Origin of the sequence: Acidovorax sp. NCPPB 3576, assembly GCF_028473605.1 — a bacterium.
GTDB lineage: Bacteria > Pseudomonadota > Gammaproteobacteria > Burkholderiales > Burkholderiaceae_C > Paracidovorax.
Genome location: NZ_CP097267.1, coordinates 4,380,981 through 4,394,045 on the forward strand (window position 1 = coordinate 4,380,981; position 13,065 = coordinate 4,394,045).

General features: G+C 69.1%; 13 protein-coding genes. 7 read left to right on the top strand and 6 right to left on the bottom strand.

Annotated features, from left to right (window positions below; genetic code table 11):
* Positions 1–51: 51 nt before the first annotated feature.
* From M5C98_RS19995 to mtgA, 4 genes are read left to right on the top strand one after another with little or no spacing between them, the layout of a single operon-like run.
* Positions 52–2,142, top strand: coding sequence for a ribonuclease catalytic domain-containing protein (locus tag M5C98_RS19995; RefSeq protein WP_272549179.1), 2,091 nt, complete (start codon positions 52–54; stop codon positions 2,140–2,142).
* Complete coding sequence (locus tag M5C98_RS20000; protein ID WP_272549180.1) at positions 2,139–2,999, top strand: energy transducer TonB; 861 nt, start codon at positions 2,139–2,141, stop codon at positions 2,997–2,999. Before M5C98_RS19995 ends, M5C98_RS20000 begins: the two co-directional genes overlap by 4 nt.
* A 55-nt stretch (positions 3,000–3,054) precedes the next feature.
* On the top strand, positions 3,055–3,906 hold the full coding sequence (aroE, locus tag M5C98_RS20005; RefSeq protein WP_272549181.1) for a shikimate dehydrogenase: 852 nt from the start codon (positions 3,055–3,057) through the stop codon (positions 3,904–3,906).
* A gap of 28 nt (positions 3,907–3,934) precedes the next feature.
* Positions 3,935–4,669 (top strand): monofunctional biosynthetic peptidoglycan transglycosylase, encoded by a 735-nt coding sequence (mtgA, locus tag M5C98_RS20010; protein WP_272549182.1) that lies wholly within the window; start codon positions 3,935–3,937, stop codon positions 4,667–4,669.
* Positions 4,670–4,760: 91 nt separating this feature from the next.
* Here mtgA and M5C98_RS20015 read toward each other — a convergent pair whose 3' ends face one another.
* The 4 genes from M5C98_RS20015 to M5C98_RS20030 form a co-directional block, all read right to left on the bottom strand.
* Positions 4,761–5,558: an IclR family transcriptional regulator domain-containing protein gene (locus tag M5C98_RS20015; RefSeq protein WP_272549183.1), complete on the bottom strand. Its 798-nt coding sequence runs from the start codon at positions 5,556–5,558 to the stop codon at positions 4,761–4,763.
* A 71-nt stretch (positions 5,559–5,629) separates the two neighbouring features.
* Positions 5,630–6,424: an HpcH/HpaI aldolase family protein gene (locus M5C98_RS20020; protein WP_272549184.1), complete on the bottom strand. Its 795-nt coding sequence runs from the start codon at positions 6,422–6,424 to the stop codon at positions 5,630–5,632.
* Complete coding sequence (locus tag M5C98_RS20025; RefSeq protein ID WP_272549185.1) at positions 6,421–6,780, bottom strand: cupin domain-containing protein; 360 nt, start codon at positions 6,778–6,780, stop codon at positions 6,421–6,423. The genes M5C98_RS20020 and M5C98_RS20025 overlap by 4 nt, the downstream gene beginning before the upstream one ends.
* The gene (locus M5C98_RS20030) at positions 6,777–7,760 is read right to left on the bottom strand and encodes a Bug family tripartite tricarboxylate transporter substrate binding protein (protein WP_272549186.1); all 984 of its coding nucleotides are present in this window, start codon (positions 7,758–7,760) and stop codon (positions 6,777–6,779) included. The genes M5C98_RS20025 and M5C98_RS20030 overlap by 4 nt, the downstream gene beginning before the upstream one ends.
* A 213-nt stretch (positions 7,761–7,973) precedes the next feature.
* Between M5C98_RS20030 and M5C98_RS20035 the strand changes: the two genes are divergently transcribed.
* From M5C98_RS20035 to ruvC, 3 genes are all read left to right on the top strand, one after another.
* Positions 7,974–8,792: a lysophospholipid acyltransferase family protein gene (locus M5C98_RS20035; RefSeq protein ID WP_272549187.1), complete on the top strand. Its 819-nt coding sequence runs from the start codon at positions 7,974–7,976 to the stop codon at positions 8,790–8,792.
* Between the two features lies 1 nt (position 8,793).
* Complete coding sequence (locus tag M5C98_RS20040; protein WP_272549188.1) at positions 8,794–9,798, top strand: phosphatidate cytidylyltransferase; 1,005 nt, start codon at positions 8,794–8,796, stop codon at positions 9,796–9,798.
* Positions 9,799–9,865: 67 nt separating this feature from the next.
* On the top strand, positions 9,866–10,414 hold the full coding sequence (gene ruvC, locus M5C98_RS20045; RefSeq protein WP_272549189.1) for a crossover junction endodeoxyribonuclease RuvC: 549 nt from the start codon (positions 9,866–9,868) through the stop codon (positions 10,412–10,414).
* Positions 10,415–10,461: 47 nt separating this feature from the next.
* On the opposite strand, the gene M5C98_RS20050 is transcribed toward ruvC, so the two are convergent.
* Together M5C98_RS20050 and M5C98_RS20055 are read right to left on the bottom strand one after the other, a co-directional pair.
* The gene (locus M5C98_RS20050; protein WP_336298487.1) at positions 10,462–11,052 is read right to left on the bottom strand and encodes an RcnB family protein; all 591 of its coding nucleotides are present in this window, start codon (positions 11,050–11,052) and stop codon (positions 10,462–10,464) included.
* A 214-nt stretch (positions 11,053–11,266) separates the two neighbouring features.
* On the bottom strand, positions 11,267–12,916 hold the full coding sequence (locus tag M5C98_RS20055; RefSeq protein WP_272549190.1) for a methyl-accepting chemotaxis protein: 1,650 nt from the start codon (positions 12,914–12,916) through the stop codon (positions 11,267–11,269).
* Between the last annotated feature and the right edge of the window lie 149 nt (positions 12,917–13,065).

A 13,065-nucleotide genomic window follows, 5' to 3' on the forward strand; every position in this document is an offset into this window, starting at 1 on the left:
GCAGGGCCGCCCGTTCGCCCCCCCCCGGGCGCCCATGGGACAATCCCGCCCATGCATGCACTGTTTGAAGAAGCCGGCAAATTTCTCGCCGGACGCATCCTTTCCGAGGCCGAAAGCTCCGCCCAGATCGAGCTCGACTCGGGCAAACGGGTGAAGGTCAAGGCCGCCCATCTGCTGATCCGGTTCGAAAAGCCCGCCCCGGCCGAGATGCTCGCCCAGGCACAGGCCGTGGCCGAGTCGATCGAACTCGACCTGGCCTGGGAATTCGCCCCCGAGGACGAATTCGGCTTCGCCGACCTGGCGCGGGACTATTTTTCCGAAAACGCCACGCTGGTCCAGCAGGCCGGCGCGCTGTTCGCGCTGTACGAGGCGCCGCACTACTTCCGCCGCGCGGGCAAGGGCCGCTTCAAGAAGGCGCCGGCCGAGATCCTGCAGCAGGCGCTGGCTGCCATCGAGAAAAAGAAGCTCGTGCTGCAGCAGATCGCCGACTGGGCCGAGCAGCTCGGCCGAGGCGAATGCCCGCAGCCCATCCGCGAGCAGCTCTACAAGATCCTGTTCAAGCCGGACAAGAACGCGCCCGAGTACAAGGCCGTGGTGGAGGCCAGCCGCGCCACCCACCTGCCGCCGCTGGATCTGCTGCAGCGGGCCGGCGCCATCGACTCGGCCTACCAGTTCCACTGGAAGCGCTTCCTGTTCGACAACTTCCCCAAGGGCACGGGCTTTCCGGCCATCACCGCGCCGCTGCCGCCCGAGGACCTGCCGCTGGCGCCCGTGCAGGCCTACTCCATCGACGACTCCCAGACGACCGAGATCGACGACGCCCTGTCGGTCCAGGGCCTGGGTACGGGCACCGTCGTGCTCGGCATCCACATCGCGGCGCCGGGCCTCGCCATCGTGCCGGGCACGCCGCTGGACCAACTGGGGCGCAACCGCCTGTCCACCGTGTACATGCCCGGCTACAAGATCACCATGCTGCCCGACGAGGTGGTGAAGATCTACACGCTGGACGAAGGCCGCGCCAACCCGGCGGTGTCGCTCTACGTGACCATCGACGAGGCCACGCTGGAAGTCACCGGCACCGAAACCAAGCTGGAGCGCGTGCCCGTGGCCGCCAACCTGCGCCACGACCAGCTCGACCACATCGTGACCGAGGCCTGGCTGACCGACCCCACGGTTCAGGCCCAGGAAGCCCCCCAGCGCTTGCTGGACCTGCGCGGGCAGCTATCCTTTTTATACCGCCTTGCCAAAAGCCTCAAGGCCCAGCGCGAGGTCGTGCGCGGCAAGCCCGAGACCTTCAACCGGCCGGACTACAACTTCCGCCTCACCGGCAACGACGGCGCCGAGCCGCAGGGCCGCGAGACCGTCTCGATCACCACGCGCCGGCGCGGCGCCCCGCTGGACCTGATCGTGGCCGAGGCCGCCATCGTGGCCAACAGCACCTGGGGCGGCCTGCTGGCCGACCACGGCGTGCCCGGCATCTACCGCAGCCAGGCCAGCCTGGCCCCCGGCGTGAAGGTGCGCATGGGCACCAAGGCGCTGCCGCACGCGGGCATCGGCGTCAAGAGCTACGCCTGGGCGACCTCGCCACTGCGCCGCTACGTGGACCTGGTGAACCAGTGGCAGATCATCGCGTGCGTGCGCCACGGCAAGACCGCCGCGCTGGCCGCGCCGTTCAAGCCCAAGGACGCGGACCTGTTCTCGGTCATCAGCAGCTTCGATGCGGCCTACAGCGCCTACAACGGCTACCAGGCCGGCATGGAGCGCTTCTGGACGCTGCAGTACCTGCAGCAGAACGCCATCGCCGAGATCGAGGCCACCGTGTTCAAGGAAGGCCCGGGCGGGAGCTTTCTCGTGCGGGCCGACACGCTGCCGCTGGTGCTGCCCGTGCTGGGCGCGCAGCACCTGCCGCGCGGCGCGCGGGTGCGCGTCAAGCTCGGCGAGATCGACGAGATCACGCTCGATGTGAGCGGCACCTTGCTGGAACGCCTGGACAGCCCTGACGACAGCGCCGAGGCCGCGCCGCCGGGCGACGAGGCGGGCGAGGACGACGAAGAGGCCGTGGCCGGCCCCATCGCCATCGCGGTGGACGTGAACGAAGCCGAGGCCGGCGCCAGCGCCAGCACGGATAATCGGGCGCCGTGAAACTGCCCGCCTTCTTCCAACGATTCAGCACGCTGCAGCTGGCGCTCGGCGTGTCCATCGCCGTGCATGCGGTGCTGCTGTCGGTGCGGTTCATCGACCCGGAAAGCTTCAACCGCGTCTTCCAGGACACGCCGCTGGAGGTGATCCTGGTCAACGCCAAGTCCAACGAGCGGCCGGACAAGGCCCAGGCGATCGCGCAGTCGTCGCTGGCCGGCGGCGGCGAGGCCGCCAAGGGCCGGGCCACCAGCCCCCTGCCCTACTCGGCCCTCACGGCGGTGGGCGACGATTTCGAGGAGGCCCAGCGCAAGCTCGACGCCATGCAGGAGCAGCAAAGCCAGTTGCTGGCCCAGTTGCGGAAACAACTGGCCACCCTGCCGGTGCCCGACCCGCGCCAGCCCAGCCAGAGCGCCGACGCCCTGGCGCAGGAGGAAAAGCGCCGCCAGCTCATCAAGCTGCTGGCCGAGATCGAAAAGCGCATCAACGAAGAGAACGCCCGCCCCAAGAAACGCTACATCAGCCCCGCCACGCGCGAGGAGGTCTATGCGATCTACTACGACGGGCTGCGCCGCAAGATCGAGGACAAGGGCACCGACAATTTTCCCGAACAGGCCGGCAAGAAGCTCTACGGCGAGCTGACGATGATCGTGACCGTCAACCACGACGGCACGGTGCTGGAGACCGAGATCGTGCAGGGCTCGGGCAACCGCCTGCTGGACAACCGCGCCCAGGCCATCGCCCGCTCGGCCGGACCGTTCGGCGCCTTCGACGCGGCCATGCGGGCCAAGGCCGACCAGATCGCCGTGGTCTCGCGCTTCAAATTCACACGCGACCAGACCCTCGAAACCAGCGTGCGCTGAAGGCACGCGCCCTTCACCGTATTTTCTTGCCGCTTTCTTCCAGCACACCACCGCAATGACTTCGACCGTGGATTCCTACTGCGTGATGGGCAACCCGGTCGAGCACAGCCGCTCGCCCTCGATCCATGCGCGCTTTGCCGAAATCACCGGCGAGCGCCTGTCGTATGCCCGCCGGCTGGTGCCGCTGGACGGCTTCGCGCAGGCGCTGGCCGACTTCGCCGCCGCGGGCGGGCGCGGCTGCAACGTGACGGTGCCCTTCAAGCTCGACGCCGCCCGGCTGGCCCACCGCGCCAGCGAGCGGGTGCGCCTGGCCGGCGCGGCCAACACGCTCACCTTCGGCGACGATGGCCGCATCAACGCCGACAACACCGACGGCCTGGGCCTGGTGGCCGACATCGTGCGCAACGCCGGCGTGCCGCTGGCCGGCAGCGACGTGCTGCTGGTGGGTGCGGGTGGCGCGGCGGCCGGCGTGCTGGGACCGCTGCTGCACGAAAAGCCGCGCCGCATCGTGGTGGTCAACCGCACCGCCGCCCGCGCCCAGGCGCTGGTGCAGGCCCACACCGAACTGGCATTGCTACAAAAAACAGAGCTACTCGCCCTAGATGCACATGCGCTGGAGGCCGATTTCGATGTGATCATCAACGCCACGGCCAGCAGCCTGGGCGGCGGCGACATTCCGGTGCCCGCCCAGGTGTTGCGGTCGGGCAGCCTGGCCTACGACATGATGTACGGCCCCGCTGCGCAGGGCTTCATGGACTGGGCCCACCGCCACGGCGCGGTGCCGCGCGACGGGCTGGGCATGCTGGTGGAGCAGGCGGCCGAGGCGTTCGCCCTGTGGCGCGGCGTGCGTCCGCCCGCGGCCCAGGTGCTGGGCGAGCTGCGCACCGCCATGGCGGCAGGCCAGTGAGCCCCGCGCATCCGGGAACGGCCGCGCCATGAAAGGCTTGCTGCGCTGGATCGGGCTGGTGTTGCTGGCCTTCGTGGCCCTGCAGGTGTTCTTCGTCGGCCGCATCGCGGCCATGGTGGTGGTCGATCCCGAGTCCACCGCCTTCCAGCGCTCGGAGGCCTGGGGCCAGGTCGCCGCCCACGGCACGCTGCAATGGCGCCAGCAGTGGGTGCCCTACGGCCAGATCGCCGACACCCTCAAGCGCGCAGTGATCGCCTCGGAGGACGACGGCTTCGTCAACCACGACGGCGTGGACTGGAACGCGATCGAGAAGGCCTGGGAGCGCAACGCCCGCGCCGAGGCCCAGGCCGCCAAGCGCCAGGAGGCGCAGCCCGACCGGCCGGTGCGCACGCCCAAGATCCGCGGAGGCTCCACCATCACGCAGCAACTGGCCAAGAACCTGCTGCTGTCGGGCGAACGGACGCTGCTGCGAAAGGGGCAGGAGTTCGTGCTCACCCTGGCGCTGGAGCAGCTGCTGAGCAAGCAGCGCATCCTGGAGATCTACCTCAACAGCGTGGAATGGGGCGATGGCGTGTTCGGGGCCGAGGCCGCCGCGCAGCACTACTTTCGCAAGAGCGCCGCCAAACTCAGCGCGGCCGAAGCCGCCCGTCTGGCGGTGATGCTGCCGCAGCCCAAGCGCTTCGAGAAGGCGCCCGGATCGGCCTACCTGTCGGGCCGCACGCGCGTGATCCTGGGGCGCATGGGGTCGGCGGAGCTGCCCTGAGCGGCGCAGTCCGCACTCTCCCGACCGCCCTCCGCCCCAACCACCGTGCCCAGGGTGGCCGATGTGGCCATCGGCCTGCAACGGCCAAGGATCAGACCTGCGGGCTGTTCAGCGCCTCGCCCAGCTGGCCGGGCATGATGGCCGCTTCTTCCCCGATGCGGTCGGCCGTGGCCTGCACCAGCGGCAAAAAGCGCTTGAGCATGCGCTCGTCCATCTGGCTGGCGAACGTCGAATACACCAGCGTGCCGCGCAGCACCCCGCCGCCGAACACCGGCACGGCGAAGGCGGTGCTTTCGGCATTGCTGCGCGCATGGCGCATGGCGTAGCCCTGGCGCCGCGTCTGCTGCACGATCTTGCGCAGGGCCCACAGGTCGGTGATCTTCTGGCTTTCGTCGCCGTGCAGGTTGGCCGACTCCACCAGGATGCGGCGCTCGGCGCGGCTGCAGAACGACAGGTAGGTGCGGCCCAGCGCAGAGGGGATCAGCTCGTAGCGGCGCCCCAGGCTGGAGGGGCGGATCGCGTACGGGCTGTAGGGCATGGTGCAGAACACCACGCGGATCTGGTGCCCCTCGATCACCCCCAGGGACAGCGGCCACTTGATCTGCCGCGTGGTGGCGATCATCAGCGGCGCTGCCACTTCGGCAAGGCGCAGCTTTTCGTTGATGCCGCTGCTGAGGTTGCCCACGGCGAGCGTGAGCTGGTATTGGCCATAGGCGTGCGGGTCGCTGCGCACGTATTTCTCGGATTCGAGCGTGCTCAGCAGGCGGTGCAGCGTGGATTTGGCCAGGCCGGTGCGCTGATGCAGCTCTTGCAGGCTCCAGGTGGAGCGCTCGTTCATCACACGAAGGATGAGCAGCGCTCGCTGCACGGAACGGACTTCGGTACTCATGTTTCTCTCTCGGTCTCGGGTTAGGCAGTATGGCGCACGCCACATGCCACGCGCAAGATGCAGTACGGGGCTTAAGCCGCCATGGATTCAAGCGCGCCCGCCATGGCCTGCCGCGCCGCGGCGCGCAGCAGCGCCTGGTCGGAGCCCACGACGAAGAAAGCGACGCCCAATGAACGCAGGCCTGCCACCTGCGCGACATCGGACACGAAGCACCCCACGGCGCAGCGCGCGGCGCGGCCTGCGGCGCACACCTGGGCGATGGCCTCGGCCACGCGCGGGTCGCCCGGGCTGTCGGCCCCGATCGACACGGCCAGATCGGCCGGCCCGATGAACAGGCAATCGACGCCCGGCACGGCGGCGATCTCCCGCACCTGCGCCACGGCCTCGCCGCTTTCGATCTGCACCAGCACGGCGGTGTGCGCGTCGCTCAGCCGCAGGTGTTCGGCCATGCCGCGCTGGCCGTAGCCGCCCGCACGCGGCGAGGCGGAATAGCCACGGGTGCCGCCATAGCGCGCAGCGCGCACGACTTCGAGCGCGATGGCGGCGGAATCCACGTGCGGCACCATCACCCCGGCCGCCCCCATGTCCAGCGCCTGCTGGATGGCCGCGCCGCGCGGATAGGGCACGCGCACCAGCACCGGCAGGCTGCAGGCGCGCGCCGCGAGCAGGCTGCGGTCCAGGCTCTCGGGGCCGAAAGGCGCATGCTCGGCATCGAGCACCAGGGTATCCAGGCCCGTGGCGGCCAGCACCTCCACCGTCTGGTGCGAGGTGGTTTTCACGAACGTGGCGAACAGGGATTCGCCCGCCACCAGCCGCTCGCGCAGGGAGAGGGCCTCGTCGGCGGCGCCGGGGCGGGCCGCCGTCATGCGATGTATTCCGGGCGCGCGGGGGTGAAAACGTCGAGATTGAGCACCGGCTCGTCGCCCACGACCACGCCGTAATGCAGGGCGTTGGGCGGAACGACCAGCAGGCTTCCCGGGCCCAGGCGCATCACCTGGCCCTCGACATAGAAGTCGATCTGGCCTGCCAGGATGTACACCACCTGCTCATGGGGATGGGAGTGCGGACGCGGCTCGTGCCCCGGCAGCAGCCGGTGCAGCGCGAGCGTGACATGCTCGCTGCCGAAAGCCTTGCGCTCGATGCCGTGGCGCACGGGCTTCCATTCCATTGCATTCCAATCGACGCTGTTCAGCGCCACGGGCAGGGGGTGTGGGGCATTCATTCGGAGGCGATTCCCAACGACTTGATGGTGGAAGACCACAGCCGGTAGTCAGCCTGCAGGATCTCGCGCAACTGGAGCGGGTCCACGGGCGCACGCACCATGCCCAGCCCCTTGAGCCGCTCGGCGACTTCGGGCAGCCCGGTCACCCGGTTGATTTCATGGTTGATGAGGGACCGGCGCGCCGCATCCAGCCCCTTGGGCGCGAACACGCCGTACCAGTTGGTCACCTCGAAGCCCTTGAGCGTTTCGGCCGCGCTGGGCACGTCGGGCAGCAGGTCGGAGCGGGTCTTCTCGGTGACGGCGATCAGGCGCACCTTGCCGGCCTGCGCATGCGGCAGCAGCAGCGAGGCGCCGCCCGCGAACATCTGGCATTCGCCCTGCAGCAGCGCGGCGACGGCCGGGCCGCCGCCCTTGTAGGGCACGTGCACGATGTCCAGCTGCGCGGTCTTGGCCAGCAGCGCGAGCGTGAGGTGGTTGTGGGTGCCGATGCCGCCCGAGGCGTAGTTGAGCTTGCCCGGGTTGGCGCGGATGTAGGCCAGCAGTTCGGGGAACGTGCGCGCCGGCACGCTGGGAGACACGGCGATGACGTTGATCGCATAGGCCAGCATGGCCACGGTGTCGAAGTCGTTCATCGGGTCGAACGCCAGTTGCTTGTACAGGCTGCCGTTCATGGCATGCGTGGACATGGCGCCGATCTCGAGGGTGTAGCCGTCCGCCGGGGACCGGGCCACCAGCGCGGCGCCCAGGTTGCCGCCCGCGCCGGCCATGTTTTCCACCACCATCGGCTGGCCGCTGGCGGGGAACAGGTGCTTGGACAGCAGCCGCCCGAGGATGTCGGTGGAGCCGCCCGGTGCGAACGGCACGATCAGTCGCACGGGGTGGGTGGGAAAGTCGGCGCCGGCCTGCGCCCTCGCCAGCATGGGCAAGGCGCCCGAGGCACCCAGAACCAGGGCCTGGCGGCGTGTGGTCGAAACGTTCATGGAGAAACTCCCTGCTTTTTTAGCGGAATCGCCGCGGTGAAGCGGTACGGACAGTCTAGAAGTGGCCTTGCGAAAGGGAAGCGCGAACTTGGAAAATTCCATTTTGCGGAAATGAAACGCCCCCCGGCGCGGGACCGAACCCGTGGCCAGTGCCGGCCGGCATGCGCTGCACGCCAGCGCGGCGGCCCGCCACGCCCCCGTATCATCGCCGCCATGCTTTCCAAGTTGATGAGTCTTTTTCTCCTCGGACTGGTGCGTTTTCTCACCGGCTCCCAGGCGCGCTGGTACGGCTGCCCGCCCAAGGCCGAGCAACGCATCTATTTCGCCAACCACCAGAGCCACGCCGATCTGGTGATGATCTGGGCGGCCCTGCCGCAAGAGCTGCGCAGCATCACCCGCCCCATCGCCGCCAAGGACTACTGGACCAAGACGCCCTTTCGGCACTGGATCACTTCGGCGGTGTTCAACGCGGTGTATGTGGACCGCCAGTCGGGCACGCCGGCCACGGCGCCAGCGGCGGCGCCCGGCGCCGAAACGGCCGCCATCGACCCCGCCCCGGCGGCCCCGGTCGACAGCCAAACCGCCCTGAACGCGGCCTACATTTCGCAGAACGGATCGCCCGTGGAAGCGCCGGCACCGGCACCCCACGAAACGGCCGCCGAATCCGTGCCGCCCACGCCCGAGGCCCTGCGCGCCGCGCTCGCGCCCGACGACCCCCTGGCCCCGCTGGTGCAGGCGCTGTCGAGCGGCGACTCGATCGTGATCTTTCCCGAGGGCACACGCGGCCACGGCGACGAGCCCCAGCCCTTCAAGTCGGGCCTGTACAAGCTGGCGCTGATGTTCCCGCAGGCGGTGCTGGTGCCGGCCTGGATCCACAACGTGCAGCGCGTCATGCCCAAGGGCGAAGTGGTGCCCGTGCCCATCCTGTGCTCGGTGACCTTCGGCGCACCGATCCAGGTCGAGCCCGGCGAGGAGCGCCGCCCGTTCCTGGACCGCGCGCGCCGCGCCGTCATCGCGCTGCGGGAGGTCTGAGATGAACGACTTCCTTCGCAACCTCACCACCACGCAGCAGATCGGCGCGCTCTTCGTCGCGATGTTCGGCCTGCTCTCGCTGGTCACGCTCTACGCCTTCTTCCAGACGCTGCGCGAGGCGCGCGGCACCGGCGTGCAGGACCAGGCCGAGCACGAGGCGCACCAGCAGGAATGGCGGCGCTTCTGGAGCCTTTTGAAAACGTCGTGGTTCATGGCCACCGTGTTCTGGGTGGGCTGGGCCCTGGGCGATGCCGTGGCCACGGTGCTCTTTGCCATCGTGGCGTTCTTCGCGCTGCGCGAGTTCATCACGCTCTCGCCCACGCGCCGGGGCGACCACCGCAGCCTGGTGCTGGCGTTTTTCGTGGTGCTGCCGCTGCAATTCATCCTCGTGGGCACGCGCAAGTTCGACCTGTTCACGGTGTTCATCCCGGTGTACGTCTTCCTCGCGCTGCCGGTGGCCAGCGCCCTCGCCAACGACCCCGAGCGCTTCCTGGAGCGCAACGCCAAGCTGCAATGGGGGATCATGGTGTGCGTGTACGGCATGAGCCATGTGCCCGCGCTGCTGCTGCTCGACTTCCCGGGCTACGAAGGCAAGGGCGCCTTCCTGGTGTTCTTTTTGGTCGTGGTGGTGCAGGCCGGCGTGATCGCCCAGCACCTGCTGGGCCGCAAATTTCCCCACAAGCCGGTGGCCCCGCAGGTGAGCCAGAGCTTCCAGTGGCTGAGCTGGATCAGCGGCGTGGCGGTGGGCGGCGTGGCCGGGGTCATGCTGTCGTTCATCACGCCGTTCAAGCCGGGACAGGCGCTGGGCATGGCCCTGCTGGCGTGCCTGGCGGGCAGCCTGGGGCATCTGGTGATGAAGGCGCTCAAGCGCGACCGCGGCATCACCAGCTGGGGCATGCAGGGGCAGTCGGTCACGGGCGCGGGTGGCCTGCTGGACCGGGTGGACGCGCTGTGCTTTGCGGCGCCGGTGTTCTTCCACTCCGTGCGCTGGTATTTCGGTTTATAGATTGTCAGGCCGGATTGGCCTTACGCCCTAGTGCTTATTGCCATTGATGCTATGAATAAGTGAGCAAATGAGAATCCTGGGAATCGACCCTGGCCTGCAGACCACCGGCTTCGGCGTGGTGGATGTGGACGGCCACGCGCTGAGCTACGTCGCCAGCGGAACGATCCGCACCACGGCCCTGGCGCTGGGCAACCTGCCGGGCCGGCTCAAGGTGCTGTTCGACGGCATCACCGAGGTGGTGGCGCGCTACCAGCCCGACGTGGCCACGGTGGAAATCGTCTTCGTGAACGTGAACCCGCAGTCCACCCTGCTGCTGGGGCAGGCGCGGGGCGCGTGCATCACCGCGCTGGTGGCCAGCGACTTGCCGGTGGCCGAATACACCGCGCTGCAGATGAAGAAAGCCGTGGTCGGCCACGGCCGGGCCGCCAAGAGCCAGGTGCAGGAGATGGTGCGGCGGCTGCTGCACCTGCCGGGCCTGCCCGGCTCGGACGCGGCCGATGCGCTGGGCATGGCCATCACCCACGCGCATGCGGGGGCGGCCATGGCGCGCCTGGGCGAGGCGGCCACGCTCAACCGGCGCCAGCACGCCATGTACAAGGGCGGCCGCAGCTACTGAACGGCGGGGTGCGCGGGCATCGCACCACCCCGGTGCCGGCCGGCGGCCTACTGGAAGACGATCTGCGCGATCACTCCGGTGCCGATGGCGATCAGCAAGTAGTCCGGCCCGTTCTGCACCCAGTGGTATCCCCGTGGCGGCGGCGCCAGGTGGTGGTGGCGCCAGTTGTTCACCACGTAATGGTGCGAGCGGTACATGGGCGGCACGCGGCTGCCGCGATACCAGTTGTGCTGCGGGCCGACGCCGCGCTGCCCATGCATCTGCGGATGGCCGGGGTGCACCATCGGCGGGCCGGGCCGGTACGCCGGGCCGCCGTGGTAGGCCTGCGGCGGCGGGCCGGGGTGGCGGTAGGCCGGCGGGCCGCGCCGGTCGTCGTGCCGGCGGTCGCCATGGCGCCCGTCGTCGCGGCCCCGGTCGTCATGCCGGCCGCCGTGGCGCTGGCCATGGCGCTGCTCGTGACGGTCGTCGCGCGGCTGGGCTTCGGCGCCCAGCGATGCGGCGCCCAGAAGGACGGCCACGCACGCGGCGGCCAGGCCCTGCAGGCGGCGGGACGTCGGAGCGGTCGCAGCGGTGAAGGGGGTTTCCACGGCGGCGGTGCTGCCGGGGAAGGAATGCAGGGTCGAAGCGTCTCGCGACATTTCCAGCCTTTCGAAAAGGTTGAACATGCCCGCATGGTGCCGCAATTTGCCAGCCACTGGTCGGGTGGCGGCCCTGCTTTACCGGAGGTTTTCCCGGTGTTGCCACAGGTTTGCACGGGCGGCACACCGGCAACGAAATGCATCTGCGGGGCCGGCTTGGGCACGGCACCCGCCCCCGTCTCGCCGCCCCCCCGCCAGCCCCAGGATCACCCCCTCAGCGCAGTTGCAGCGCCTTGGCGTTCGATTGCGATTGCGCTACCGCGGGCGACGCGCTGGCGCGTGCAGCCACCCGCCCTGCGTCGGCCGCATCGCTCAGCTTGAACTGGCTGACCGCCTGGGTGAGCTGGTTGGCCTGGTCGCGCAAGGATTCCGATGCGGCGGTGGACTCCTCCACCAGCGCGGCGTTCTGCTGCGTCATCTGGTCGAGCTGGCTCACCGACTGGCTGATCTGCCCGATGTTGTCGCTCTGCTCGGCCGACGCGGCCGTGATCTCGGAAATGATGTCCGACACCCGGCGCACGCTGCCCACGATTTCGTTCATCGTGGCCCCGGCCTCGCTCACCAGGCGCGAGCCGTCTTCCACGCGGTCCACCGACGAGCCGATCAGGCCCTTGATCTCCTTGGCCGCCTCGGCGCTGCGCTGCGCCAGGCTGCGCACTTCGCTGGCCACCACGGCGAAGCCCCGGCCCTGCTCGCCGGCGCGGGCCGCCTCCACGGCGGCGTTGAGCGCCAGGATGTTGGTCTGGAAGGCGATGGAATCGATCACGCCGGTGATGTCCGCGATCTTGCGCGAGCTGTCGGTGATCTGCCCCATCGTGCTGACCACCTGCGACACCACGGCGCCGCCGCGCGCGGCCACTTCGGCCGCGGTGGTGGCGAATTCGCTCGCCTGCCGTGCGGACTGCGCGCTCTGCTGCACGGTGCTGGTCAGCAGCTCCATCGACGAAGCGGTTTCCTCCAGGTTGGCAGCCGTCTGCTCGGTGCGCTGGCTCAGGTCGTGGTTGCCCGAGGCGATCTCGGTGCTGGCGGTGGAGATGCTGCCCGAGGCCTCCTGCACCTGTCGCACCAGATCGCGCAGCGACTCCTGCATGCGGCCCATGGCAGTCACCAGCTGGCCCACCTCGTCCTGCTGCGTGGCATGCACCTCGTGCGACAGATCGCCGCTGGCGATGCGCTCGGCCAGATCGCGCGCCTGGGCCAGCGATTGCGTGATGGAGCGCACGCTGAAGAACGTGAGCGGAATGAGCACCGCCAGCCCCAGCAGGAGCCCGCCGCCGATCGCGGCGGACATGAACGCGGTGCGCTCCTCCACGCCCTGGCGCGCCTCTTCCATCTGCTGGCGGGCGGTGGTGGCCAGGCTGGCGAACAGCTGGTCGGTGGCCTCCATGTGCTGCTTGAGGCGGTCGGCATAGGCGCCGCCGCCGGCCCCGTCGATCTGGGCGCGCTCGATCTGCTCGAAGATCGGCGAAATGCCGGTCTCGTACTGCTTGATCTCGGCGAGCGACTTGTCGATGCCCTCGACGAACGCGGCATCGCCGGCCTGCGCCTGCCGCACGTCGGCCAGGCTCTTGCGCAGGGCGGTGAGCGTCTTGCCCCAGCTGTCGCGCAGGGCCGACACCTCGACCGAGTTGTTGAAGTTGATGATGATGTCCTTCTCGGCCCGGCGCAGGTTTCCTAGCGTCGTGCGCAGCTCGGCCATGTCGGTCAGCGTCTGCACGCGCTGCGAAAAGAGCACCTGCAGCGTGTCGCGCGTGCGATCCAGGGACAGATAGCCCATGGCACCAATGACGACGAGAAGCACCAGGGAGAAGATCGTGCCGAAATACAGGCGGGTGCGAATCGACAGGCGGCCCAGAGCGTTCATGGCTCTCCTCTACAAAATGTTACTTAGACGTTAGCAATAACCACGCCACACAAAAAAATCGGCCTCGTGGGCCGGATTGGCGATCACTATATTGGGCGCCCAGCCAATAGCCGACGGGGTATTCACCAAGGGGCCGACGCGCTAGCGCA

What these genes read in the sequence shown, in the direction of transcription:
- M5C98_RS20030 (WP_272549186.1), bottom strand. Translation starts at nt 7,760, where the DNA reads ATGAACGTTTCGACCACACGCCGCCAGGCCCTGGTTCTGGGTGCCTCG.
- M5C98_RS20015 (WP_272549183.1), bottom strand. Translation starts at nt 5,558, where the DNA reads ATGAGTACCGAAGTCCGTTCCGTGCAGCGAGCGCTGCTCATCCTTCGT.
- M5C98_RS20055 (WP_272549190.1), bottom strand. Translation starts at nt 12,916, where the DNA reads ATGAACGCTCTGGGCCGCCTGTCGATTCGCACCCGCCTGTATTTCGGC.
- M5C98_RS20040 (WP_272549188.1), top strand. Translation starts at nt 8,794, where the DNA reads ATGAACGACTTCCTTCGCAACCTCACCACCACGCAGCAGATCGGCGCG.
- mtgA (WP_272549182.1), top strand. Translation starts at nt 3,935, where the DNA reads ATGAAAGGCTTGCTGCGCTGGATCGGGCTGGTGTTGCTGGCCTTCGTG.
- aroE (WP_272549181.1), top strand. Translation starts at nt 3,055, where the DNA reads ATGACTTCGACCGTGGATTCCTACTGCGTGATGGGCAACCCGGTCGAG.
- M5C98_RS20025 (WP_272549185.1), bottom strand. Translation starts at nt 6,780, where the DNA reads ATGAATGCCCCACACCCCCTGCCCGTGGCGCTGAACAGCGTCGATTGG.
- M5C98_RS20050 (WP_336298487.1), bottom strand. Translation starts at nt 11,052, where the DNA reads ATGTCGCGAGACGCTTCGACCCTGCATTCCTTCCCCGGCAGCACCGCC.
- ruvC (WP_272549189.1), top strand. Translation starts at nt 9,866, where the DNA reads ATGAGAATCCTGGGAATCGACCCTGGCCTGCAGACCACCGGCTTCGGC.
- M5C98_RS19995 (WP_272549179.1), top strand. Translation starts at nt 52, where the DNA reads ATGCATGCACTGTTTGAAGAAGCCGGCAAATTTCTCGCCGGACGCATC.
- M5C98_RS20020 (WP_272549184.1), bottom strand. Translation starts at nt 6,424, where the DNA reads ATGACGGCGGCCCGCCCCGGCGCCGCCGACGAGGCCCTCTCCCTGCGC.
- M5C98_RS20035 (WP_272549187.1), top strand. Translation starts at nt 7,974, where the DNA reads ATGCTTTCCAAGTTGATGAGTCTTTTTCTCCTCGGACTGGTGCGTTTT.